Consider the following 25,631-nt stretch of genomic DNA (forward strand, 5'->3'; position numbering starts at 1 on the left):
GTTTAATGCTGCGATTTGAGCGTCTGCATATCTTCCCCTTCTAAAGCGTCAGCTCGATCACATGCTCCTTCTGGTCGTCCTCCATCGCGATAAACGGACTGTCGTCCATCCAGTGCGCGCTTATCTCCGCTTCCTCTCCGTCGATCCGCAAAGCCGTACACCCGCCCGACCGGCGCGATGGATTGTAGACGTTGATCCGGTACGCCGTTCGCCCGTACGTGTACGTGACGCTGAATTCCGGCCATTCGGCTGGAATGCAGGGATTGATCAACAGCCTGTTCCCTCTCCGCTTCAAGCCTAATATCCACTCGATGCCCGCTTGGTACATCCAACCTGCCGCGCCGGTATACCACGTCCAGCCCGCGTGGCCGCGATGCGGCGGTTCCGTGTAGACGTCGGCCGTCATGGCGTACGGCTCCCCTACGTAGGTGCGGGCTTCGAACGCCGACTTCGTATGCGTGATCGGGTTGAACATATGGAACAGCTCGAACGCCTTGTTCCCGTCCCCGAGCATGCTCCAGGCTACGATGCTCCAGATGACGCCGTGCGTATATTGGCCTCCGTTCTCCCGTATGCCGGGCGGATAGGCTTGAATATAGCCAGGGCTTGGCTTGGTTTTGTCGAAGGGCGGCGTCAAGATGTGCGCGACGGCGAGATGGCGGTCGACCAGCTCGCGGTCGAAGGAGCGCATCGCCTGCTGCGCGCGCTCCGGCGGCGCCATTCCGGAGATGACCGACCAGGATTGGGCGATGGCATCGATTCGGCATTCCGCGTTGCGAACGGATCCGAGCCAATCGCCGGCATCGGTGAACGCGCGGCGGTACCAATTTCCGTCCCAGGCCGCTTCCTGCATGGCGCTCTCCAGCTCGCGGCGGGCGTTCATATAACGCTCCGAATGATCCCGATCGCCGCGCCTCTCGCAGATGCCGGCAATGCCGCGCAGGACATCGCCCAGGAACCAGCCCAGCCATACGCTCTCTCCGCGCCCTTCCGGGCCGATGTTGCTCATGCCGTCGTTCCAGTCTCCGATGCCCATGAGCGGCAGCCCGTGCTCGCCGAACCGCAGCGCGCGATCCAGCGCGCGGAAGCAATGCTCGAGAATCGTGCCGCTCTCCTGCGATTGGACGGTCTCCTCGTAGCGTTCGTGCTCGCCTTCCTTCAGCTGCTCGCTCTGCAGGAAAGGCGCGAGTTCAGACAAGATGCTCTCGTCCTCGGTATGTTCCAGATAACGGACGACGGCATACGGCAGCCAGAGCAGATCGTCCGAGAACCGGGTACGGATGCCGCGATGCGTTTCTTCATGCCACCAATGCTGCACGTCCCCTTCGAGGTATTGATGCGAAGCATGGCGGATGATCTGCTCCCTCGTCATATCGGGCCGGATGTGCAGCATGGCCAGCGAATCCTGAAGCTGGTCGCGGAAGCCGAAGGCGCCGCCCGCCTGATAGAAGGCGGTGCGCGCCCACATTCGGCACGACAACGACTGATAGAGCAGCCAGTTGTTCAGCATGATGTCCATCTCGGCCGAAGGCGTGGCGACCCGGATCGTACCGTTCACGTCTTTCCAGAGCGCGCGCATGTCCCTCAGCGCCTGCTCGCAGGCATCTGCTTCTCCGTATTTGCCCGCCAGTCGCGCCGCGGACTCTCGGGAATCGCCGCAGCCGAGCAGGATATAAACGACGCCATCCTCGCCGGGCTCTAGAGATACGGAGACCTGCACGGCTCCGCAGGCATCGTGCACCGGTCCCGTCTCGCCCGAGAGCCGCGCCCTGCGCATGGCGGCGGGATCTTCGAGGTCGCCATCCCGCCCGATGAACGACAACCGGCTTCCCGTCCAGGATTCGCTCGTCCCCGGCGTCCGCGGACGGAGCGCGAGGAACGGCGTCGCGTCGCGGAACGTGTCCTGATACGTGTTCCGCGCAAGCAGAATACGCCGTTCCGCGTCCCATTCCGTAACGATGCTGGAGGCGTTCCCTTCGCGGTGCACGCCGATTACCCATTCCGCGTAATACGTCACGGACAGCTTCCGCGTGTCGTTCGTTCCGTTGGCGAGCCGCAGCCGGATGATCTTGACGGGATCTTCGGGCGGGACGAACGCTGTCATCTCGTGATGCAGGCCATGGCTGTCATGCTCGTAGCGTGAATAACCTTGTCCGTGCGCCACCGTATAGACCCCCGTCGATTCCTTCTTCCGGGATGGAACCATGCCCCAGTATTCGCCGCTAAGTTCATCCCGTACGTAGACGGCTTCGCCAGGCGGATCTAGGGCCGGATCGTTGGACCATGGCGTCAGCTTGCATTCGCGGCTGTTGCGCCACCAGGTATGGCCGGTGTACAGCTCGGAGGCCAGGAAGCCGAAATTCGCGTTCGCGACCACGTTAATCCAAGGCGCGGGCGGCTGCTGACCGCCCTGCAGCACGATCCGGTACTCCCCGCCGTCAGGCGAGAAGCCCCCGTATCCGTTGAAGAACAGTCCGCCGCTCTCGTCGCGCGCCGGCTGCTCGGAATAACGATTGGGCGGCGCAATGGGCGCCAATTCGGCCGCTTGCCCGGCATGAGCGGGCTCGCGAGGCAGCAGTTGGGCTCTCAGGCTCGGTCCGTCCGCATGCAGCAGCAGCCGTGCCGCGGCGAACAGCAGATGCTTGTCCTCGTCCGGCTGCGCGGATGCCGCGACGATATGCACGCCGGCGCCGCTGCCTTGAGTTTGCACGTATTGCCCGATCATCCGCTGCAGCTCGTCCCGGAGCTCCTGCTGATAGCCGCCGGACGACTCGTTCCAGATCACGAGATCGAAGAACAGCCCTTTCCGGCGCAAATATTCATAGCCGACCAGCAGCTTGTTCATGAACGGCAGACTCGACGTATCTTCGATGCGCGCGAGGGCGATCGGCCTGTCGCCCGAGACGCCGTGCGCCCACAGTCCCGGCTGGCCTTTCGCGTTCGCTGCTATGCTGGCCTCCTGCTCGGGCCGAAGCGGCGATGCGAACAGAATGCGTCCTGCCAGCAGCTGATAGGCGGCCGCGTCGGCGTCGGCAATGCGCAGATGCTGCAAATCGATCTGGCTTCGCGTCCATGCCAGCTGGAAGGACCGCTCCGCCTGTCCGGCCGTCGATAGCTGAGCCGCGATCTCCAGCGCCTGCTCTTTGCTGTCGGCGGCGCCGGTAACGGCCGTCAGGCTGACCTGCTTGCCGGGCTCCACGTGGACACGTCTGCGCATGATAAAGGCCGGGTCGGCGACGGAGCCGACCGCGCCGCCAAGCCGGGCGTCCAATCCGCGCGGCTTCGCGAGCGTATTTCCTCTGCCGATGAAGGCCGCGCGGTCGGTCTCGAACTCCACTCCGTCCCGAGCGCCGTCGCCGTCTCCGAATGCGTGGAACGCCCACAGGGAAGGCTCGCCTTCATTGCGAGGGCGCTTGCGCGCGAGCAGGCACTGCGACTCCGAATCGAACTCCGTCTGTACGAACAGCTTGGTAAAGGCCGGATGGGCCTTGTCCGCGTCATGCGCCGCCATGGCAAGTTCCATGTACGTCGTCACTTCGACGATGCGCGCCTCCTGCGTCGTATTGGTCAAGGTCAACCGGCGGATCTCCGCGTTATGCTCGGCCGATACCGTCACCTCCAGCTTCGTCAGCAGCCCGTCGTCCGCGCGCTGGAACGTCGTCCGCTCCTGCAGGAACTGCACGCTCTGTCGGTCCGCATCCTTGCGGCAGGGCTGATAGGACGGGGACCAGCAGGCATTCTTCGCCACGTCCCGAATGTACATGAAGCTGCCCCAAGGGTCCGTGACCGGATCCTCCCTCCAGCGCGTCAAGTCAAGGCCGTTGTACCGGATGAAGCCGCTGCCTGTTTCCGTCAAGACCGTCGTCAGCGAGCCGTTGCCGTGCACGTTCGCTTCGGGCATGGGCGCGGGCACGGTCTCGAATTCGCGCAGCGGCGCGTTATGCGCCGGCTTCGGATCGCCGGCCCTTCTCGTCCGTCCCGGCAGCTCGCGGTTCAGGATCGCCGACTTCGGCGGAATCCGCTCGATCAACAGCAGCTCGGCAGCCCGGATGCGTTTATCCGCGTGGAAATAATCGATCATGCACGACGGCACCAGCATGTTCGCCAGCGTAAGCAGGCTCATGCCTTGGTGATGCGCCATGAAGCTTCGGATGACTTTGCAGGATTCGTCCTGCGGCATGCGGCCGGCGGAAAAGTCGATCGCCTCGTAGTACCCGTATTGTCCGCGCGCGCCGATCTGATCCAGCCGAGCTAGATTGTCCAAGCCTTCTCGCAGCGCGAACGGGAGCGCCATGATCGCGGCGTAGGGCGCCACGACAAGGTCTTCCTCGAGCCCGCGCTTGAAACCAAGCCCCGGCACGCCGAAGGCGCGGTATTGGTAATTCAGCTGGTAATCGAACGCGTAATAGCCCGATTCGGAGATGCCGAAGGGTACGCCGCGTTCCTTCGCGTATTCGATCTGGCGCTGCACGACGCCGCGGTATGTGCTGTCCCAGACCGTTCCCGGGTAAGTGCGCATGATCAGCCAAGGCATCATGTACTCGAACATCGTGCCGGACCAAGAGATGAGCGCCGTGTGGCTGCCCTGCTTCTTGGACGTGCGGCCGATCGCGAACCAATGGGCGACCGAGATTTGACCGAGCGCGATGGCGACGAAGCTGGTTTGCCTCGCCTCCGACGCCAGCAAATCGTACAGAATCGTATCCCTTCGGCCCGAATCTGCATGGTAGCCGAGCACGAACAGCTTGGCCTTGTCGTCATATAGCTGCCGGAAGTCCGTGGAGACGATCAGCCGTTCCAAGCGTTCGACGAGCTCATAGCCGCGGCCGAGCCAAGCGTTGATCCCGGATGGCAGGTCCGCCATGTCCTGATGCAGCGCTTCTTGCCGCGTCTCGTAGAGGTCCTCCGGACGGATCTGATCCAGCTCGACGGCAAACTCCGTGCCGGCAGCGGCTGCATAACCCGGAGTCCGCCGCGCGCCTTTGACCCAGCCGTCCTCTTGGAGCCAGCGAAGCAGTCCTTGCTTGACGGTCATCAGGCTGGCCACGAAATTTCCGGAGTCCACCGTCGAGACATAAGCCGGATGGAGCAGTCCAAGCGTCGTGGTATCGTACCAGTTGTACAAATGCCCATTCCACTTTTCCATCCGCTCGATGACGCCTACCGTACGCTCCAATCGTTCCACGAGCACCGGCGTCGTGATGAAATCCAGCTCTCTCGCGGCTACGGCTGCCGTAAGCAGGAACCCTATATTGGTCGGCGACGTCCGGTGAGCGACGCCGTTCGACGGTTCGATCTGTACATTGTCCGGCGGCAGGAAATGATCCTCTTTCCCGGCAAAGTCCTCGTAGAACTGCCAAATCTCCTTCGCCAGCCCGCGCAGCTGCTCCGCATCCGCGGCTTCGAGCGGCCGGTCCGCTTCGAATACGGGCTGATCCAACCAGCGCACCGCAAGCGGAGCGAGCGCCCAGAAGAGGCAGAGAGCGAGACCGAACCACAGGAGTCCGGCAATCGGCTGCAAGACGGCCGCAGCCGCGAACAACACGATCAAGGCATAGCCGCCGCCGGCACCTAGAATCGTGCTGCGACGAGCCATGCTTTGGCTTCGTTCGGTCTGCGAGAAGCTCGTCCATTCCAGCATCCGGCGTTTGCTGAACGCCACTCTATATACCGTCTTGACGATGGCGTTCAGCAGCACGGCCGCCTGGAACGGCAGCGTCCAGAATCCGATAACGGCCAGCACGAACGTCGATATCAGGCGCTTCGGCTGCGCGTCCGCGGGATTCATGCCGACCAGCTGCCTGATCAAGGGCAGCAGCAGCGTAGCGAACAGAAGCGTCAGCCAGCGCGCCGGATAACCGGGCAGTACGGTGACGGCCAGCGCGAACAGCACGAACAGCGCGATCGGCAGCAGGCTTCTCCGCAGATTGTCGACGATCTGCCAGCGGGTGAGCAGCGACAGGTCGATCGGTTGCAGCACGCCCCGCCGGTCGCAAAGCTTGGCGCGGAGCCAGCACAGCAGCTGCCAGTCCCCGCGCACCCAGCGGTGCATCCGTTTCTGAAAGGAGAGAAACGTGGACGGATGCTCTTCGATCAGCTCGATGTCGGACACGAGCGCCGCGCGCATAAATCCGCCTTCGAGCAAATCATGGCTAAGCACCGTGTTGTCCGGGATTCGCTCTCCGAGCAGCTGGGCGAATACGTTCACGTCGAAAATCCCTTTGCCCGTAAAGATGCCCGCGCCGAGCGCGTCCTGATACGGATCGGAGACCGTGAACGCGTAAGGGTCGATGCCCGGATCGGACCAGAAATAAGCCAGCCGGGAACGCATGGCGGATTCATGGCTGGTGCCGATGCGGGGCTGCAGGACGCCGTAGCCTTCCACGACCCTCGTCCCCTCCTTGTTCAAGCGCGGCCGGTTGTACGGCAGATGCAGCGTGCCGATCAGCCGCTGGGCGCTTCCGAGCGGCAGCTGGGTATCGGCGTCCAGCGTGATCAGATACTTGATTCCGGGCAGCACCTCCCGATCGCCGTGCATCACCTCGTAGCTGGTGTCTCCGCTGCCGCGAAGCAGCTCCACGAACTCGACCAGCTTGCCCCGCTTGCGCTCCCAGCCCATGAAGGCGCCTTCGCCGGGATTCCACTGCCTGGTCCGTTGGTAGTAATGGAAGGTCGTGCCGCTTTCTCCCCCGTACATGCGGTTCAAGCGGTCGATGCGCGCTTTGCCCGCGGCGATAAGCAGCTCGTCCGAGGGGAGGCGTTCTTCCTTCGCGTCCGTGAAATCGCCCAGGAGCGCGTAATGGATATTCGGGTCCCGATTGCCCAAATAGTGAATCTCGAGCCGGTCGGCAAGCTCCTCCACTTCTTGGACCGTCGACCATATGGCCGGTATGACGACCATCGTCGCGGCGCCTTGCTCGATGCCGCTCGAATAGTCATAGCGCAGCAGCGGCTTGGTCCGGCAGATGCGGTCGATGCCGAAATGCAGGAACGTCATGACCCACTCGCTTACGGGAAACAGCAGCGCGAGCAGAACGGCCGCCATGCCGGCGGAGGAAATCACGTTCCAATCGACGACCCAAGCCGCCAATGCGATCAACAGCAGCGCGAACAGTCCCGTCAGCGAGATGAAATAATTCATCGGCGCGCGTCCGGCCAGACGTTCGGCCGGCATATTGCGCGGCTGGCTGCACAGCTTCAACGCCTGAACCAAGCGGGTTACGCCTGCAGGCTCGAAGACGTAATACGCCGCAAAGGCTTGCCGCGGAAGCTCTGCTGGCGGATGAGCTTCTCCCGTATCCCTGCTGTCGGTCGTTCCCGCATGCAGAGTGCCGGTTTCGGAAGCTTGAAGGGCCAGCGCGAGCGATTGCGACGCAACGAGGCTTTCCGGCACGCGCATCCGCCTGGCCAGCGTCTCGACCCGGTTTAGGATCTCGTGCCTGCTGGCCTCGTCCAACCTGGCGTAGATGCCCGTCGCATCCTCGCGCATGGTGCGATCGAGCATGCTGATTTCCTTGAACAGCTCCGCCCAATCCCTCCGCTCGTTGCTGCGCAGGCTCGTAATCAGATTGCCTGCCTTCATCTGGTAAGCGGCTTGAAGTTTGGCCTCGTACGTCACGATGCGGTCGAGATCCTCGGAGCCGTTCTCGTACTTGCAGGCGAGCCATTCGCGTACGACGGCTGAATCGCCCGTCCATTCCCGCAGATGGCTGATGAGATGCGCGGCCCAAGGACCGGACAACGGCTCGCTCTGCCCGGCTTCATCGAGCGCCGCGCCGATGGCATCGGTGCTCATCTTGGCGGGATCGATCCGCTTCAGCAGCCGTTGTACCTGGCTGCATACTTCCCGTCTATCCCGCACCAATACCATGGCTTCGGCGATCTTCCCGATCAGCGACACCTTGAGCATGATCGGAATCGACCGCGTTTCCGCCAGCGTCAGGACGGATATTTCCTGATAAGCGCTCAGGAACGTCCGCAGCGTTCCTTCGTCCAGAATGCCGTCTACCAGATCGAGAAAGGCTAGACAGAGCGCGTGAACGCGCAATCGTCCTTCCCCGCGCAAACGCGGCAGATGGACAAGCGCGGCCTTGCCGAGATGGAGCTTGACGTCCAGCGCCTGCTCTTCGATGAATTCGGCGTTGTCGAGCAGCCATTCCTCGGCCTGCTGTCCGCAGGCGACCGAGTCGTCCTGCAAGTCGGCGACGAAAGCCCGAATGCCCGCGATGTCCGCGTCGAACTGCTTCTTTATATAGCCGGGATGGCCGGCCGTTACCTTGATATGCTGCTGCAGCGCCAGCTCGTGCGCGCGCTGGCTGAGTTGTTCGTTAGTGGTTGACATTATGGTTCCTCCGGAGAAATCGGTCTGGAATCGGCAAATGTGACTATTTCGTCCGGTGTATCTGGAAATCTATGGACCACCAAATTATTCCCATCCTGGAGGCATTTTATAAAATCGATTGCTGAACTTCCACGAAAAATCGAACAAAACGACAAAAAAACCAGATGCCGATGACGACACCTGGTTTCGGTTGGTTTGTTCCATCGTTCAACGTTACGTTATCATGCCTGCAGGACAAGTCGTTTCAAAGCGACCCTGAAAATAAACAAGCTGCCCTCATCGCTGGATTGCTCCAGCCAAATCGTACCTTCCATCAGCTCCGCAAGCCGCTTGCAGATCGTTAAGCCAAGCCCGACGCCGCCGTATTTGCCTGCATGCGCGTCTTGGTGCACCTGGGAGAACGTTCTGAACAATCGCTTCCGATGCAGGGCGGGAATTCCGACCCCGGTATCTCTCACTTCGAACGCGATGTCGACCATATCGTCACGCGTGGAGATCAATTTGATGCAGACGGCGACTTCTCCGCTTTCGGTGCATTTTATCGCATTCCGGACGAGGTGCGACAGAATGAGATGCAGTTTCGCGCTGTCCCCGATCAGAATCAATTGGTCGCTTATTTCAAATTGCGCATGCAGCCGTATCCCTTTGTCGGCCGCTTCATCGGCATGCATGTTTATGACATGGGCGACGGCTTCTCGAATATCGAAGGGGCTCGTCTCCAACTCGGCGCCGGCTTCGATTTGAACGTAGTGATCGATATGGTCCATGATCGCAAGCAGGTTATTGCCGCTCTTCTCGATCAAGTCGATATAAACGATTTGTTCCTCGGTTCGTTCGGTCGTATTCAACAGGCTGACCATGCTTAACACGCCATCCATCGGCGAGCGGACTTCATGATTGAGCATCGTCAATAAATTGGATTTCTCCTCCAGCATCCGAAGATTTATTTCTTCCGCTTCTTTCAACCGTTGAAACGCGACTTCGACTTCCAAAAACGACGTAAAGAGCGCCGACAAGGAGAGCAATAGCTGGACGTCCTTCTCCTCGTACCGGTAGTACCCTTGATCGAATGCGCACAAGGAACCGTACACTTCGCCGTTCGCCTTGAATACCGGAACGCCGAGAAAGGAGCATCCTCCTACGAACTGCGTTGCATCCATATCTCTGGTTAGGGGATGGGTAAGATTATCCTCGATAATGAGAGGTCCTCTGGCATGCTCGGTCACTAACGCGCAATACGATTCTTCGTTATTAATGACAAGGCCTTCTTCCAAAATGACGCCGCTTCGATTGAAGGTTTTGATCACTTTAGTCGATTGGCTGTCCAAATTCGCGATGCAGAACGTATTTGCGGGCATCATCCTGCTTGCGCTTTCCATGACTTTGGCAGCCGATTCGTATAGCTTGCTCGAGACGATCGACAATACGTCGATATAGTCTGTTTTCAGGATATCGTTGTCCTCCCATCTATCTCTTCTGCCATTATAGCATCTCTTGCCGATAGACGGTTATATGCAGGCTGCTCCTATATTCATCATTTCTCGCCCCTCGCTGAAACCGCCCCTATCTTAGAGGCCGGCGAGCCGCTATGTATTTCGTTCAATTGCTTGTCTCCATGCACGGCGCAGCGCAAACGGGATGAGTGATCTGATGTCACTTCATCCCGTTCATGGTTTGAAACGCTATAGTATCGAACCGCTCATACGCTATTCATTGAACCCGGCAAGGCAGGTTCCATAGGCCTAAGCATGGATATAAGAGTTTCCGACTAGAAGAGAACCGAACGCGAAATGATTACCAACAAGATGAAGAGGACAAGAATTCCGCCTGCGCCGAATCCTCCAACGTGCCCGCCGTATCCAGGTCCACAATTGCCTTGACCGATACCGCCGACGTTACCCATTCCATAACCCATGTGTTCATCCCCTTAAGTTTAGGTACATCGCAGTATATGCCCCCGCACATGTAACTCTTGGGCTTTTATACAGAAAGGGCATTTGACCATACCTCTCATCCATCATTCCAGAAGCTCATTCATCAAGCTCATCCCTTAAGCAGCTTACAGACAAAGACAGCCGGAAATCCCCGGCTGCCTGTTCGGAACGTATTCATCTATCGTTCATGCAAGTCCATTGCCGGTTACTCATTCCATGGGGAATGAAGGACATGGTGGCAAAAGTTAGGACGCTGGTATCCCGGAAGCAGCAGTTCGCACACGTCGGCATTGATCGTTCCGTACGTGGTTTCCGGCTTGTGCTTGAAGCCTTCCATGAAGGCATGCAGGATGTTTTGTTTGAACTGGCTGCGAGGAAAAGCCTCGACGACTTGCTGACGTGCTTCCGCCGGGATGAAATCGAAGTTCTTCCCCACCACGTCGTAGCCGACGCCGAAATTCATAAGCGCCGCCTCGGCTTCCTTGTATTCGACGATTCCGATGGACGTATGCAGGGCGACGGCATCCCATACAAGCCGAACGGAGTCCTCCGGGACGCCGCGGCTGTGCAGGAAATCCCGGGCAGCATTCGCCCCGTCGACCTCGAAACGCTTGTCCGCGCTTCGGAATGCGGGCGTTAGGCCGAGATCGTGGAACAGCGAACTAATATACAGCAGCTCGGCATCGTATTTCACTTGATTCCGGTTGCCCCTCATGGCCGAAAACAGATAGACCCGGTTCGAGTGGTTCCACAGCAGATCGTCGGCATGCTCCCGCACCAATTCGGCAGCTTCGCGAGCCAGCTTGCTATCGGGAATCTTGATATCGGCGATTCGATTCGTCATTGTTTACTTCCTCCTCTAACGTTGATTGGATACGTTCACTAAAGCAGACAACTGACAGGTCCTGTCTGTGACAACGCGCCCTGCGAATCTAGTATTGACTTTCGAGCCAACGGACAGCACCGTGAAGTTTCTCCGGATTCATAACGACGTATACGCGGGCGATGGCCGAGCTTTCAGGATGCATGGCGAAGGCGTACACGGCGAACGGTTTTCCGTCGAACATCACCATAAATCCGACCTGGCCGTTGACGGCCACCTTCTTCATCGTTCCGTTCCGAAGATAGTTCGTCATGGAGAAAGCGAGCAGCGCCTTCACGCGATCCCGGCCGACGATCGGGTTAATGGCCGCATTGACCTTGCCTCCGCCGTCCGTAAGCAGCATGGCGTCTTCGCTTAATAATTCCACGATGGCGTTGATATCTCCGGCACGAAACGCCGCGCTGAACGATTCGCTGAGTGCTTGGAATCGTGGCGTAACAGGCGCCATCGGCACGCCGGCGTCGTATTTGTTCGTCTCCAGCTTGCGTTTGCCGCGACTGAACAGCTGCCGGCAATTCGCCTCCGATTTGCCGATCCACTCTCCGATTTCATCGAAAGCTAAGCCGAGCGTCTCCCTCAGCACGAAGACGGCCCTTTCCGTCGGGGTCAGCCGCTGCATCACGACTAGATAGGCATAGGCAATGTCGTCCTTAAGCTCGACCTCCTCCTCGGGATTGCCGTCCGGCCCGGTTACGATCGGCTCGGGCAGCCATGGACCGATATAGTCGGTCTTGGCCATTCGCGCAGATTTCAGTTCGTTCAAGCAGCGATTGGCGACAAGCCTGCACAGATACGCTTTGATATGCAGCACGTCGCTCGTATTCCGTTGTTGTACGGCTGCGAACGCATCCTGTACGATATCTTCGGCGTCCTGGGACTTTCCGAGCATCCTGTAGGCGATCGAGAAAAGCAGCGGCCGATATTGGTTATATATGGCATGGGTATCCAGCATTTCGTCTCCGTTCCGATCATTCAAGATTTACACGCCATTGCGCGCGAAGCGAACCGCACTCGCTTTCTTACGACTGAGAATACCACGATTCCATATCGAATTCCCACTTGTACCCGATCTATTGAACACGAAAAAGCAGCCGATCATGTTGACCGGCTGACGTAACACGTACTAAATTCCGGCAGGTTCCGATGCCGGCCAACTTGAGAGGACGCAGCTCCGATTGCAAACGAAAGAAGCCGCGCGGCTGTTTGCCGCTTGGCTTCTTTCCTTGCACGGATTCTTGAATTGCATGAATGCTTGAACTGCTTCGATTCTTTAACCGCACGGATTCATTAATTGCTTCAATTCCATGGATTCTTCAATTGCATGAATTCAAGATTTTTGCATTTGTATTATTGCTGCAATTGAATGGCTTCGCCCTGGTATGCTCTGGTATCCTGCCCATCCGATACTACGGCAGCTCCAAGTAGCTGGTGATGGTAATCTCCTTCGGCGACTTCGGCACTTCCTCCTTGCCTTTCGTCACCGTCAGCAATTCCTTCAGCTTGAGCGGCGGCCGTTTGGCATCCTTAGGCAGCTTGCTCTTCGCAATCATGTCGAGCATCGACTGCAGGCAGGCGAGCGGCTGCTGTTTCTTGATCAGCTTCAGGTACATGTACAGTCCTTGCAAATACCCGTCATGGTGCCCGCCGATCAATCCGTGCGTATAGATGCCTCGCTGGCGGATGTCGATCGCGTAATGGTAGAGCTTCTCCTTCTCTTTCCCATCGTACCCGTGCTGGAAGACGAATACCTGCTTCTTGTCGACCGTCACGACGGATCTGTGCTGCTCAGCGGCGTCGATATCGAGGCCGGGAAAACCGCCCTTGTCCTGCAGCAGCCGCATCAAGCTGGCCAAATGCTCGAATTTGTCCGATTTGACGAATTTCAGCGTTACGACCCCGTCCTTCTCCGTCGCCGCCTTCGTCTTGGCCGCGCCGACCTCGATCGTCTTGAGCGCACTCCAGTTGATGAGGTCCGACTTATTCACGGTCAGCGTCTGATCCGCCTTGGATTCGTCGAACTCGAGCGGGATGTGCAGCTTCGAATATTTGTCCAGCACGGTTTTCAGATAAACGCCGGCTTTGCTCTTCGCAAGATCGGGGTGGTCTTTCTCCTGCAGCGGCTCGTTGACGAACTCGATGCCGACGGACCGGTCGTTCAGCAGCTCCCCGTGATACGTCTTCTCGGCGATATCGACAAACTGCAAGATTTGGCCGTTGCCGCTATTGTCGATATTATTGACGCAGAAATGCGGGACCGGGTAGTAGTTCTTCTCCATGCGCACCCCGGAAATATTCATGCTGCCGGACGTCGCCGTCTCATGCAGCAGAATCTGCGTCGGCATGCCTGCATCCCGGATATACCGGTTGGGCTTGTATTGGTTGGTCTTCTCGCCCTTCCAGTTCTTATAGATGAGCGTCGCCGGGAATCCGGTGTCGATTTCCCGCGTGCACGCGATGAAGACCGTCTCCTTGGAAGGGGCATAATCGACGTAATTGCGCTTCGTTACCCCGTTCGTCGCCTGCGTCCACAGCAGTGCGTGCCGGCTGAACGCCGACAAGCTGTCCTGCGCCTTTGTTCCGACGGTCACGGTATCCTGAATCGGAAAATCTTGGACGTTATCGCGATTCGGCAGTTGGTTCATGTACGTCCACGCGATCGTGCCGTGCACCTCGAACACCCCGCCGGATCTCTTGTTCGTGAAGTAAAGGTAATATTGCCGGTCCGCCGCATTGCCCTGATTGTCGAACTTCACGACGCGAAAATACCCGTACGGCGATAACAGCACGACCGTGGCGTCCTTCGTGGGATTGACGATACCCGGAACGGAAGCCTCGATCGCCGCCTCCCGTTCCTTGAGCGCCTCCAGCGATTCCGCGGGCATGTCGTCCATGCTCCGCTTGGCGACGGGCGCGGCCGGCTTGACCTTCGGTTTGACCGGCTTCTTCGGCTTGGCGGCTTTGGCCGGCTTCGCCGTCTTGGGCCTCGGCGGCGTATTCGGCTTGCCCACTAGAGCTGTCTCCCCGTTTTCGGATCGTATTTCACTTCGACCGCGACCACTTGGTCCGTCGGCAGCACCTCGATCCATTGATCGAACACTTCAAAGTCGTCGCCCATCTGCGCATGGAAGCCCCCCTGCAGCGGATAGAAGCCGTGCTCGTAAACCTTGTCGACCGGCGTCGCGCTGACCGTGCTGCCGGCATCTCCCGGGTTATCGGGATCTGGATAATCCGTTGTCTTGATCGACTTGTCATGCTTCGCCTTGACCTTCTCGGACAGCAGATCCAGCACCTCCAGCATCGTCTTGCCCTGCAGGTCCGGTTCGTTCCCGCCATACATGTCGGACGGCCCGATGCCGTTCATGCCTTCCACCTGCTTCAGCCAGTTCATCGCCGCCTTCTCCTTGCCGGGGCGGATCGGTATGACCGCCTTGACCCATGGCGCGTTCAGGAACGCATTGCGGAGGTTATCGCCGTCCAGCTGCAGCAGCCAGCCGAGCGAGCTGCCGAGCTTCGCGGGATCCGATTCGTCCGTGATGTAGTAGTTATCCTCGCGCATCTCGTTCATCCCGCCCCAGCCCGTCAGGCTGTCGGCGGGAATGCTCGTCGCGACGTCCGGCACCATGACCGGCTGCCCGTCGGGGCCGATCTGCCCGTTCGGCACGAGCGTCCCGAACGATTGGCCGGAATGATCGCGCGGCTTCCACCACTCCGGCGCGACGAAGTAGAGCATTTTGTCCACGTCGAAGATGGAATTGAGCAGCTCGGCCGCGGCGTGGCGCGTGCGGTTGTCCGGGAACGGAATGCCCTTCGTCAGCAGCTCTTGGATCAGCACGCGGTAGACGACGATCCGCTCTTCCTCGCGGAGATCCTCGAAGGTGCGGGAACGGATCTGGCTCGCCAGCTTGATTCGCTCTTTGGCCGCCTCCACGAATTCCTTGCGGTACTCCTGCTCCAGCCTCGCCGTGAAGGCGCTGACGTTGGCCTTGTTCTGGTCCTCGATCTGCTTGGCGATCGTCTCGTCCGGCATCCAGGTCAGCTTCGCCAAGACGCGGATCGGCGAGCTCCCCCGGAAATTCACGTGGTTGACGTGCACGGTGAATTTCGCTTCGGTGCTGTTCGGCGCCTGCGTCAGGTTCTTGACCGACAGCTGGATATCGCCGCCCGACGTGTCGAAGCTGACCTTCTGCAGCCGGTAGCCGGCTTGCTGCGCCAAGACCGTCTGCGGGAAATCCGCCTGAATCGTCTCGATATCGCCTTCGTTGAAATCCGTATCCTCTTCCCTGCCGTCCGTATAACCCTCGTCCTTATCGCCTTCGTCCTCGGACGTCTGCACGAACGAGATGTCGATCGGGTAGTCCGTGACGAGCATCCCCGGCGGCACGACCGCATCGGGATGCGGGATGTTGGCGACGTCCGGCGATGCCGCGATATGCATCAGCTCCGCCACGCCGAGCTGCTTGCCGGGCTCGTCCACATAGGTCTGCCAGCAGAGATACGTGCCGATGTCCTGCACCTGCACGGCGACCTGTCGCATCTTGCGGCGGAATTCGTAGTTGATGAGCTGATCGGTCTCGTTCGCGAGAACGTAACGCTTGCTGGACGTCTCGGTCGTCTCGGTCACCGTCTTGAACGCGGACTTGAAGTTCTTGCGAATCTCGGTCGACAGCTTCTCCGTCTGCTGGCGCATATGCTTATGCGACTGCTCGCGCGCCTTCTGCTGCGTCGTGCCCATGTCGAAGCTCGCCGACTGCTCGGCGCTGCCCCAGATCCAGCTCTCCTTCGCGTTGGCGTTCGCTCCGAACTTCGTGTCCGTCCGGTTGTCTTCCTTCACGCTGTCGGACAATTCGTCCTGATCGGTCGTCGACAGCTCGCTGCGCGAGACGCTCTCCGTCGACTGCTCGATCGAACGCTCCACCGTCGTCTTGCGCGTGCTGACCTCGATCAGCTCCGCGGACGCCCCCGGGCTCAGCCAGACATGACCGACGGGCGCGCCGAGGAACGTATCGAACTCGAAGAAGTATTGCCGGAACAGGTGCACGATGCCGATCGGGGACAATCCGACGCGGTCCAGATCCTTCTTGGGATCCAGCGTCTCGAACGGATCGCTGGCATAGAGCGCCTGCAGGAGCGGTTCCAAGTCGGCGTCGGTCTTGTAGAACATCTGCTGCAATTGATCGTACAGCTTGTTGTCGGCCATATAGAGCAGCATGCCCGCGATGACGGACTCCTCGTTCACCTTCTTCTCGAGCGCCTCCGAAGCGGCGGCGGCCGAGAGCCGGACCGCTCGCTGCGCGTTCGCGACCTGCTGCAGCAGCTGGGCGTACCAGCTCATGCACGCCTCGCGGACGACGGTGTTGAGCAGCTTGTCGAGCTTCTCGCGGTCGATGAATGCCGGCCACATGTCCGGTTTGTATTTCTCGAGCGGCGGCAGCTCCGCCGCGATGGCCTGAAGCAGGAAGCTGCCGAAGCCCTTGACCGCCCCTGGCTGCTCCCCGGGATGGATATATTCGATCTCGCGAACATGTCCCTCGACACCGGTCAGCTTATAGATGCCGCGGTAACGGTTTTGCAGCAGCGAGATCAGCCTGCGCCGGTCGAGCTCGTGCCCCCTGCGGAACCGCCTCAGAGTGCGCTCCGACTTCCAGCCGAGCAGCGGCTGATACACGCCGAAGAGCTCGCTGTCGAACGGCAGGATGTTTTTGAAATCGATGAGATTGGTGGACTTTTTGAGCATGGAGGGGATCACCTTTTCATTAGGGATATGTAGAATGCATTCGGAAGCTGCCGATCTTCGTCGATACTACCGTAAGCCTCCTCCCTCGGAGAATATGCTAATATCTTCCAATTACTATTGTATGTTGGCCGCGCCGCCGCTACATGGGCAGACGGGCTCAAGTTTCGCCGATGCGGGAAGAACTAGAGTTGTCGAGCGGTGTCGGGAACCCGGGCGCCGTGCTTGTCCACTTGGTATAATCTTGCTCAAATAGAGGAATACCCGTAGGAGCAGGAATGGGCGTCTACGATGACGGATGGAGGCTTGCAAGCAGGCATGGATAAAATCAGCACACCGCTCGAGCCTTCGGTGGCACGCAACGTGGAATCGCTTCGCCGATTGTTTGCGAACAACGAACAGATCGTCTTCCATACGATCGAATCAAGCTCGGGAATCCCTATCGCCGCGATGATCTATTTAAACGTCCTCATCGACATGGAACGGCTTCAACAGCATATTCTTCCGCAAATCAGCCTGCATCTCCACGCGGCCGGAGGCTCGGCGCATTCGCTGGAAGAAGCAGCGCGCGCGCAGGGCTTCGAGCAGTCGTTCGGACAACTGGACGTGGCGGTGCGAACCATCGCAGACGCCGGGCTCGTCCTCTGCGTGGAAGGTCGTTCCGAAGCGCTGGGCATGCGCCTGCCGGGATATGGAAAACGCGCGGTCGGAGCGCCGATGACGGAAGTGAACGTGCGGGGTCCGCGGGCGGGTTTCATCGAGGACGCCGACACGAATCTGGGGTTGATCTACCGCCGGTTGAAGACGGACCGATTGAAATCCAAATCGTATCGCATCGGCCAGGAAAGCCAGACGGACGTGACGGTGCTTTACTTGGACAATCAAGTGGATACCGGCGTGCTGCAAGAGGTCGAGCGCAGATTAACGGCGGTACGACTGAATGTCGTGGCGGACAGCGCCCAGATCGAAGAATGGATTCAAGACAGCCCTTATTCTCCTTTCCCTCAAATCCAGAATACGGAACGGCCCGACCGGGTTACGACGGCTTTGAACCGAGGAAAGGTCGCGATCGTGACGGACGGCAGTCCGAACGTCCTGCTCGTGCCCGCCGCCTTTACCGATTTCCTGCATCCGAGCGAAGATCTCTACGAGAAGTTTTACTTTGCCAATTTCCTTCGCGGCCTGCGTCTGATCACGCTGTTTATTTCATTGTTTCTCCCGTCGATCTACATCGCGCTGTCGACCTTCCATCTGGAGATGATTCCGACTCCGCTCATGCTGACCTTCCTAACCGCGAAAGCCGGCATTCCGCTCCCCACGTTTCTCGAGGCGCTCGTCATGGAGATCGCGTTCGAGATCCTGCGGGAAGCGAGCGTGCGGCTGCCGCAGACGGTCGGACAATCCGTCAGCATCGTGGGGGCGCTGATCATCGGAGAGGCCGCCGTTCAATCCGGCATCGTATCCAGGCCGATGGTCATCGTCGTTGCGTTGACCGGCATCGCTTCGTTTACCATTCCGTCCTTCAATACGGCCATTACGATGCGCATGCTGCGGTTCCCCCTCATGTTCATCGCGGCTTGGACCGGGGTGCTTGGCATTTCGCTTTGCCTCTTCGCCCTCGTTCTGCATCTCTGTTCCCTGAAATCCTTCGGCAAGTCGTACTTGCCGACGCTTGAACCGATGCGGTGGCGAGACTTCGTGAGCCATTATATCCTGCTTCCGATCAAACACAGGAAGCTGTCGCGGACGCAGGCATCTCCCGCCGCGGTTGGAGGGCCTAAGCATGAGGACGATTAAGCGCGGCGTGCTGCTGCTCCTATTGTCCGCGATGCTGGCCGGCTGTTCCTCTGATATTCGCGAGATCAGCGATATCGCGCTCGTGATGCTGACGGCGATCGATTACGACGAGCAGAAGCAGCTGTATGTTTTCACCGTCAACTGTCTCGAAGCATCCACGAACACCGCGGGCAATACGGCAAGAAAACCGGAATGGATCGCGAGCGCTTCCGGCCCCTCCGTTTTCGAGGCAGCCCGCAACCTGCGGAGCCGCGCCGGCAAGGTCTTGATCTGGCAGCACGATAAATTCTTTCTCATCGGCGAGAGCGCCGCGCGCCGTTCGTTCTACGAGGTCGTGGACTTCCTGACCCGATCGCGCGATATTCGACTGTCCAGCTTCTTGATCGTCGCCCAAGGGAATGCGAGCGAGTTAATGAGGACCAGGGCCGAAACCGGGGACCTGCTTTCGAATGAAATGCTCGGCAAAGTCAAGAACGAGCAATTATGGGGCAAAAGCCTGACGCTTGCCGTTAAAGATATCGTCAACGAATATACGAATCCCTATCGCGGGATCGTCACCGGAAAGCTAAGCAAGGCAAAGCCGATGGGCGGTAATCGGGAGGTGCTTTTTCTAAGCGGGGGTTCCGTCATTCAGCAAGGCAGGCTCAAGGAATGGCTCTCGGGCGACGATACGCTCTCCATTCACATCTTGGTCAACAAGAAGTATTGGAAAGCGCTCGAATTCGCGGAGTACGTGCCATTCAACGACCGCCGCGTCGCGCTGCGAATGCGGGTGGGCAAGCGTTCGATGAGCCTCGTCCGCGCGGAGGGGAAACCCGGCATCGCGATTCGTATCGAGATGTCGGGCAGCATTACCAGTATCGACAAGAAATTAAACTTGGCTGATCCGGCCACGCTCCATGGCGTCGAAGAAGCCGCAAGCCGATATATGGAGCAGCGTTTGAAAGTAAGCTTAAACCGGTTTCAACGGGAATTGAAGTCGGACATTATCGGCTTCTCCGACTATTTGAGGCAGCATCATCCCTACGAGTGGAAGCGGATATCGAAAACATGGGTAACCGACGTCTATCCGACGATGCCGATTCGCGTACGCGTCGATGTTGCGATTCCGACGATCGGCATGAGCGAAGTGATAGGAGGACCCTGATCTGACCAGAACGCTCGTATTGGCTGCCGTGCTGCTCTATGGCATATGGCATTTCGTTGGGTTGTGGAAGCAGCGCCATCGACGAGAAGCCGTCGTATTCGGCTTGCTGTCGGCGGTGGCTGCCTGCTACCTCTTGCCTGTCATAGGCGAACGGATTCCCACGACAGAGGCTTTCAATACTTGGCTCTATCGACCGCTCTCCGAATTCGTGCTGCGAAAATTGAATATCGTGCAGGAGGTGCACCCGTCGTGAACAACGACAAAATCACGCCGTTCCAGTTAGGCTGCCTTTGCTTTGCGTTCATGTCGGGCTTCTCGACGCTGTATTTATTGGAAGCCAAGCTTATCCTGCACGATGTATGGATCGCCGACATTACCGCCATGCTCGCGACGATCGTGCTTTTGAAGCTGCTGGTCTACATCCAACACCAGTTTCCTACGAAGAATCTGAGCGATATCATCGTAACCTTGCTCGGGAAGTGGCTGGGCAAGTCCGTTCTTTGTTTCTACTTAATCGGCATGACCGGACTTGGCATCTTATCGCTGCGATCCATCTCGCTCTTCTACACGACCGCCATCCTTCCGAACACGTCGCCGAATCTGATCATGCTGCTCGTGATATTGGTGACGACTTACGCCGCTTATCTCGGTTTGAGCACGATATCGCGGGCAACGCTCATGATCCTTCCGTTCTTTACCGTTGCCATGCTCGTCATTTGCGCGTTCATCTTTCAAGATGTCGAGCGCAATCCGTTTCTGCCGCAATTTCAGCATCCCGTTCCGTTGATCGCCTACAGCGCGCTCGTATCGTTCGGGTTTCCGTTCGGCAAGACGGCCGTGTTCTGCTTCTTATTCTCCGAGACGACGAACCAGAAAAAATTGAGCAAGAGCTGCAACATCGCCACCGTCTTCTCGTGCGCCTACTTGCTGATATCGACTTATCTCGCGTTCGGCTGCTTGGGCGAAAACATGTTCAAAACATCCTCGTTTCCGTTCTTCTCCGCGATTCAGCTGGTGAAGTTCGGCGAGTATATCGAACGCATCGAAATTATCATTATCGGAATTTGGACCATCCTAACGCTGTTCGAGATCATCATCGTGCAGTACGCGTTCGTCAAGATCGTAGGCAGACTGTTTACCGTGAAGAATCTGAGCTCGTTCTACCTGCCGGTCGGCGCGATATTCTTCGCCGTCGCGGCTACCAGCTTCATCAACCCCGCGAAGCTGGTCGCCTACGATTTGACGATTCTGCCCTTCGCCATTATCGTGCCTTCCATCCTGATCCCGCTCTGCTTGATTTGCATCATCTGGTTCAGGAAGCTTGGAACGAAAACAACGACGTAACCTCAGTGTGCCTCCGTTGCTCGATGAACGTCTTGACGCGAAGTTCCAAGTGCTCTAGGATGTTGTCATACGCAAGATGAATGTACGCGCAAAGGAGCAAACGGATATGCATAACAAAGCGGAGCGGCTGCAGAAGATGAAGCCGCTTACCGGCGAGTCGCCGCCGGAACTTGCGCACAGGCTTCCGCCGGGCCAAATCTGGACGGATCGGTTTCCGATCCTGCACGAGGGAGACGTACCGCGCTATGACATGGCGGCGTGGAATCTGCGTCTTTTCGGCGAAGTCGAGGGCGAGCTCACGCTGAGCTTCGACGATCTCATGGCCATGCCGCAAACCGAGATTCGCTGCGACATCCACTGCGTCACGCGATGGTCCAAGGCGGATACAACCTGGAAAGGCGTGCTGTTTCAGGATCTGCTCGAACGGCTCAACATCAAGCCGGATGCCCGCTACGTGATGATCCATGCCGACCCGGATTACGAGACCAACCTGCCGCTGTCGGATCTCCTCGGCGATCAAGCGCTGCTCGCGCATACCTACGACGGTCAGCCGCTGACGCAGAAACACGGCGGCCCTCTTCGGCTCGTCGTGCCGCATTTGTATTTCTGGAAGAGCGCCAAATGGGTCCGCGGCTTCGAATTCATGACGAAGGACCGGCCCGGCTTCTGGGAGCGCAACGGCTTCCACAACGTGGCCGAACCGTTCCAAGAACAGCGTTTCTCCGAACAAGGACAGCATATGCCGGAGGACGAGTGGAAGAATTTCGAGTTTGATTGATCGAGGAACGCGTATTCGCCATCTCCCGCAATTACGCTATTAAACAGGATCGCAGAGAGGCTCGTGAACGTTCACGAGCCTCTCTGCGAGGTTGCGAGAAAGCCGGCAGATACTGCCGGCTTTCTTCCATGTCATCGCTTCTCTATGTTCGCGCGAGCTCATGCCGACTGCGGATGCCTGCGCGCGTGGTAACCTATTGTTCTGCTGCCGGCTGCTGTTTCAATTCCGCAAGCGACGCTTCGATCTCCGGCGTCAGCGTCGGATCGAGATACTGCGGCGCGGATCGTCTCGCCGGCGCGTTGAAATGATTCATGGCCGCAAGCTCCGCCTCGATCATCATGACTCTCTCTTCCGCCCTGGCGAAACCTCTGACCATGCCGTCCGTCTGAAAGGAGACCACGCTCTGATTCAGCTCCTTCAGGGAGCTGGCCACATTAATCCGGGATTCGAGCAGCAGCCGGCGGTGATTGTACTCCTCCGATTGCACCAGCAGCTGGGCAATGCGGTCCTCGAGCACCTTCGTTTGTTCTTGGATCGTGACATACTGCTCGCGATAGACGGTCAGCTTCTTCTCCTGCAGCAGCTTCTCCTGCAGCGCCAGCTTCGCGATCTGATCCTCGCCCTGGGCTACCGCAAGCCTCGCTTGGCGGTCCCGCTTCTCGACGGCCGTCTCGGCATCGCCGATCAATGCCGCCTGCCGCTTCTCGATGAACAGCTGGCGCGCCAGGGCGCGCTGCCCTTTCTCCAGCTCTACGCCGAATTCCCGCATATATTGATTCACCATATGGAGCGGCTTCTCGCATTTATCGATCAGCTCGTTCGTTTCGGCTAGGAAAACATCCTTGACGCGTTTGAAGATTCCCATGTTATTTCGACTCCTTCGTTTGATTTTGCTGCATTTCCCACTGGTCCAGGAAGTCCGAAGCCGTAGGAATGTTCGCAAGCACGTTCGGTCCGTCCGCGATTCTCGAACGTTTGCCTCGCCTGCTCGCCCAGAACAACACCATGCCGGCGATCAGAATCATTAAGCCCAGCGCCAGACCATGTCCGAAATGATGACGCTCATGCCCCATATCGATGTGCATGCCGCCCTCCCGCAGTCTCGGCCCATCCGGCGGAAGCTGTTCGATTGCATCTTCGCCCGGCGGCATCGGCACGGCGGCATCCTTTCCGCCTCTGATCTCGACCTTCATGCCGTCAGCGGGCCTGCCGTGGAATTCCTGACTCACCCTGACGACTTTCGATACCTCCCGCCCGTGCTCCCCGGCCACCATGCTGATGCCGGCTCCGACAGCTACGATGATGACGGATACGAGCAGCGTTCTTTTTACCCAAGGTCTCATGCGTCTCACCTTCTTATCATCCTTTCGGAAATCATGTTCTTGTCCCTGCAAGGCTTACTATAGAGCGCAATAGTAAAAGTACGGTAAAGGACAAAAAATTCCCTGCTCCTGCTCCTGCTCCTAATCAAGCTCCATCTTTCAAGTAGTGCGTTAGACGCGAAATTCCACCGAAAACGTACTTCCCTTCCCCGGCGCACTCTCGAGAACGACCGAACCCCGGTGGGCGATCACGATCTGCTTCGCGATCGCAAGTCCCAGTCCTGCGCTGCCTTCTTCCCGATTGCGATGCTTCTCGACCCGGTAGAACCGATCGAAGATACGTGGCTGATCCGCCTCGGCAATGCCGATGCCGCTGTCCCGGACGATGATTCGCCACTGCTTCGGGTTAGGGTCAAGACCGACGTCGACCTTGCCTTCCTCCGGCGTGTACTTGATCGCATTATCAAGCAGGATATAGACCAGCTGCTTCAGCCGCTCCTGATCGCCCTTCACGATGAGCGAACCCGGGAGCATCATCCGCAGTGCGATCGACTTCTTCTGCGCGACGCCTTCGAAGGCAAGCACCCACTGGCGCAGCTTCGGCACGATGTCGAAACTGCCCATCTCGAACTCGGCCGAGCCTGCGTCGGACCTGGCAAGCAGCAGGAGATGCTGCACCATGCGGGTCATCCGGCCGATCTCTTCCTTCATGTCCGTAACGACTTCCTTCGAATACGGCGTGATGGTATCTTCGTTCTCCAGCTCGATCACGTCGAGGGACGCGTTCATGATGCTGAGCGGCGTCCTCAGTTCGTGCGAGGCATCCGCCAGAAATTGCTGCTGATGCTTGAACGTTCGCTGAATCGGGATCATCGCTTTCTTGGACATCGAGGAGCTGAGCTTGACCGCTGCCAGACTGAATAAAGTAAGGATGAAGAGGAACACGAAGAGCAGGTTGCGAAGGATATCCCGATAGAAGGTGACATCCTTGGCCGCATAGATCATAGCCGGACCGCTCGTCGTCATGATCGGATGCGCGCCTATGAAGAGCAGACGGTCGTCCGTTCTGATCCTAAGATCCCCGATCCGCTGCTCTTGTTCGGGCTGGCGGCGCAAGCGAAACGAATCCCCGTCCGGCCGCCACTTCTCGATCTCCGCTCTATTGCTGCCGCTAAGCTGGGGGATTGCATCGCTCTGCGCAAGCACTTCGCCCCGATTATCTAGCACATAGAAGAAATAGAGATCATCGCTGCGGCTGTTCTCCAAATCCGGAACGACGACTCGGCCGTCCTCGGTCGCGCTCATGGTCGAACGAAGCGAATCGCTCTGCTCCCGATAGACCATGAAGACGAAGAAGACGGTTACGATGATCGAGAATAATGCCAGAAACAGAATGATGAGCCACGTATACGTGACCGTGAGCTTTCTCTGCGTGTATTGGAAGAGGTCGCGCTTCTTCCCGTTTTTAAGCGTCCATTTCAAACCGGTAGCCTACCCCCCTGATGCTGTGTATGGCCGGCTCTGCCCCGGGATCGTCCAGCTTGTCGCGGAGCATCTTCACCGTCACGTCGACATTCTTGTAGGAGACATCGCTGCCAAGCCCCCAGATGCGATCGAGAATCGACTCTCTCGTCAGTACGTTGCCGATGTTCTGCAGGAAAAAATCGAGCAGCTGGTACTCCCTTGGACTAAGCTGAATCTCCGATCCGTTCCGCGATAGCTGGCGCGAGGTGCGATTGAACGTAAACGGCCCGAACGTCACGCTATCCGATTTCCTCGGGGCAAAGTTCCGCCGTGCCAGCACCCGCAACCGAGCGAGCAGCTCATCGATCTCGAAAGGCTTCGTCAGATAGTCGTCGGCTCCTGCATCAAGGCCGAAGATTTTATCCTGCAGCGAATCCTTCGCCGTCAAGAGGACGATGGCTTGTCCGTAATTGTCGCCGCGCAGCCGCTTGCAGACGTCGACGCCGTTCATGAGCGGCATCATCCAGTCCAGAAGAAGCACGTCGTAAGCCGATCCGCGCGCATAATCGAGTGCATCCTCGCCGTTCTCCACCCAATCGACGTGATAGCCGCCTTTCTTCTCCAGCATGTATTTAACGAGCTTGCCGAGCTTCTTATCGTCTTCCGCCAACAAAATATTCACGTTTACGCTCACCGCCGCCGTATGGAAATAATAGCTTAGTATATCAAACAAACGGTAAAAGTACGGTAAAAAATATCCCGTTGCTAATTACGCTCATGTAGATGCATGGAGATTATGCGCTTCGCCATAACCATAACATTCAATCCCAAGACGATGATGAGCGGGCAGTCCCTGAACATTCGAATAGGTGTACCTGCATTCGCATATG

14 protein-coding genes are annotated in these 25,631 nt (G+C 58.3%); 4 read left to right on the forward strand and 10 right to left on the reverse strand.

The window, feature by feature from the left end; genetic code table 11:
• Positions 1–40: 40 nt before the first annotated feature.
• From GT003_RS15955 to GT003_RS15980, 6 genes are all read right to left on the reverse strand, one after another.
• Positions 41–8,341, reverse strand: a complete 8,301-nt coding sequence (locus GT003_RS15955; RefSeq protein ID WP_161699490.1) for a glycoside hydrolase family 94 protein — start codon at positions 8,339–8,341, stop codon at positions 41–43.
• A gap of 221 nt (positions 8,342–8,562) precedes the next feature.
• Positions 8,563–9,765: a GAF domain-containing sensor histidine kinase gene (locus tag GT003_RS15960; protein WP_338045946.1), complete on the reverse strand. Its 1,203-nt coding sequence runs from the start codon at positions 9,763–9,765 to the stop codon at positions 8,563–8,565.
• Between the two features lie 715 nt (positions 9,766–10,480).
• Positions 10,481–11,119, reverse strand: a complete 639-nt coding sequence (locus tag GT003_RS15965) for an HD domain-containing protein (protein ID WP_161699492.1) — start codon at positions 11,117–11,119, stop codon at positions 10,481–10,483.
• 88 nt (positions 11,120–11,207) lie between these two features.
• On the reverse strand, positions 11,208–12,134 hold the full coding sequence (sigJ, locus tag GT003_RS15970; RefSeq protein ID WP_161699495.1) for an RNA polymerase sigma factor SigJ: 927 nt from the start codon (positions 12,132–12,134) through the stop codon (positions 11,208–11,210).
• A 430-nt stretch (positions 12,135–12,564) separates the two neighbouring features.
• On the reverse strand, positions 12,565–14,166 hold the full coding sequence (locus GT003_RS33030) for a peptidoglycan recognition protein family protein (protein WP_161699497.1): 1,602 nt from the start codon (positions 14,164–14,166) through the stop codon (positions 12,565–12,567).
• The gene (locus GT003_RS15980; RefSeq protein WP_161699499.1) at positions 14,166–16,892 is read right to left on the reverse strand and encodes a peptidoglycan-binding protein; all 2,727 of its coding nucleotides are present in this window, start codon (positions 16,890–16,892) and stop codon (positions 14,166–14,168) included. Before GT003_RS15980 ends, GT003_RS33030 begins: the two co-directional genes overlap by 1 nt.
• 315 nt (positions 16,893–17,207) lie before the next feature.
• Between GT003_RS15980 and GT003_RS15985 the strand changes: the two genes are divergently transcribed.
• The 4 genes from GT003_RS15985 (at position 17,208) to GT003_RS16000 (ending at position 21,955) form a co-directional block, all read left to right on the forward strand.
• A complete protein-coding gene (locus GT003_RS15985) occupies positions 17,208–18,686 on the forward strand; it encodes a spore germination protein (RefSeq protein ID WP_161699501.1) in 1,479 nt (492 codons plus the stop codon).
• Complete coding sequence (locus GT003_RS15990) at positions 18,673–19,833, forward strand: Ger(x)C family spore germination protein (RefSeq protein WP_161699503.1); 1,161 nt, start codon at positions 18,673–18,675, stop codon at positions 19,831–19,833. The genes GT003_RS15985 and GT003_RS15990 overlap by 14 nt, the downstream gene beginning before the upstream one ends.
• A 249-nt stretch (positions 19,834–20,082) precedes the next feature.
• Positions 20,083–21,177, forward strand: coding sequence for an endospore germination permease (locus GT003_RS15995; protein ID WP_161699505.1), 1,095 nt, complete (start codon positions 20,083–20,085; stop codon positions 21,175–21,177).
• 106 nt (positions 21,178–21,283) lie between these two features.
• A complete protein-coding gene (locus GT003_RS16000) occupies positions 21,284–21,955 on the forward strand; it encodes a sulfite oxidase-like oxidoreductase (protein WP_161699507.1) in 672 nt (223 codons plus the stop codon).
• A 193-nt stretch (positions 21,956–22,148) separates the two neighbouring features.
• Here the strand turns inward: GT003_RS16000 and GT003_RS16005 are convergent, their stop codons facing one another.
• The 4 genes from GT003_RS16005 to GT003_RS16020 form a co-directional block, all read right to left on the reverse strand.
• Positions 22,149–22,820 (reverse strand): PspA/IM30 family protein, encoded by a 672-nt coding sequence (locus GT003_RS16005; protein ID WP_161699509.1) that lies wholly within the window; start codon positions 22,818–22,820, stop codon positions 22,149–22,151.
• Between the two features lies 1 nt (position 22,821).
• Positions 22,822–23,298 carry a hypothetical protein gene (locus GT003_RS16010; RefSeq protein WP_161699511.1) on the reverse strand — a complete coding sequence of 159 codons (477 nt, stop codon included), beginning with the start codon at positions 23,296–23,298 and terminating at the stop codon, positions 22,822–22,824.
• Positions 23,299–23,448: 150 nt separating this feature from the next.
• Positions 23,449–24,759, reverse strand: coding sequence for a sensor histidine kinase (locus GT003_RS16015; protein ID WP_161699513.1), 1,311 nt, complete (start codon positions 24,757–24,759; stop codon positions 23,449–23,451).
• Entirely contained in the window at positions 24,743–25,423 is a 681-nt protein-coding gene (locus GT003_RS16020; RefSeq protein WP_161699515.1) for a response regulator, read from the reverse strand. The genes GT003_RS16015 and GT003_RS16020 overlap by 17 nt, the downstream gene beginning before the upstream one ends.
• Positions 25,424–25,631 lie beyond the last annotated feature (208 nt).

The sequence above is a fragment of the Paenibacillus sacheonensis genome (assembly GCF_009909195.1).
GTDB classification, from domain to species: Bacteria; Bacillota; Bacilli; order Paenibacillales; family Paenibacillaceae; genus Paenibacillus_Z; species Paenibacillus_Z sacheonensis.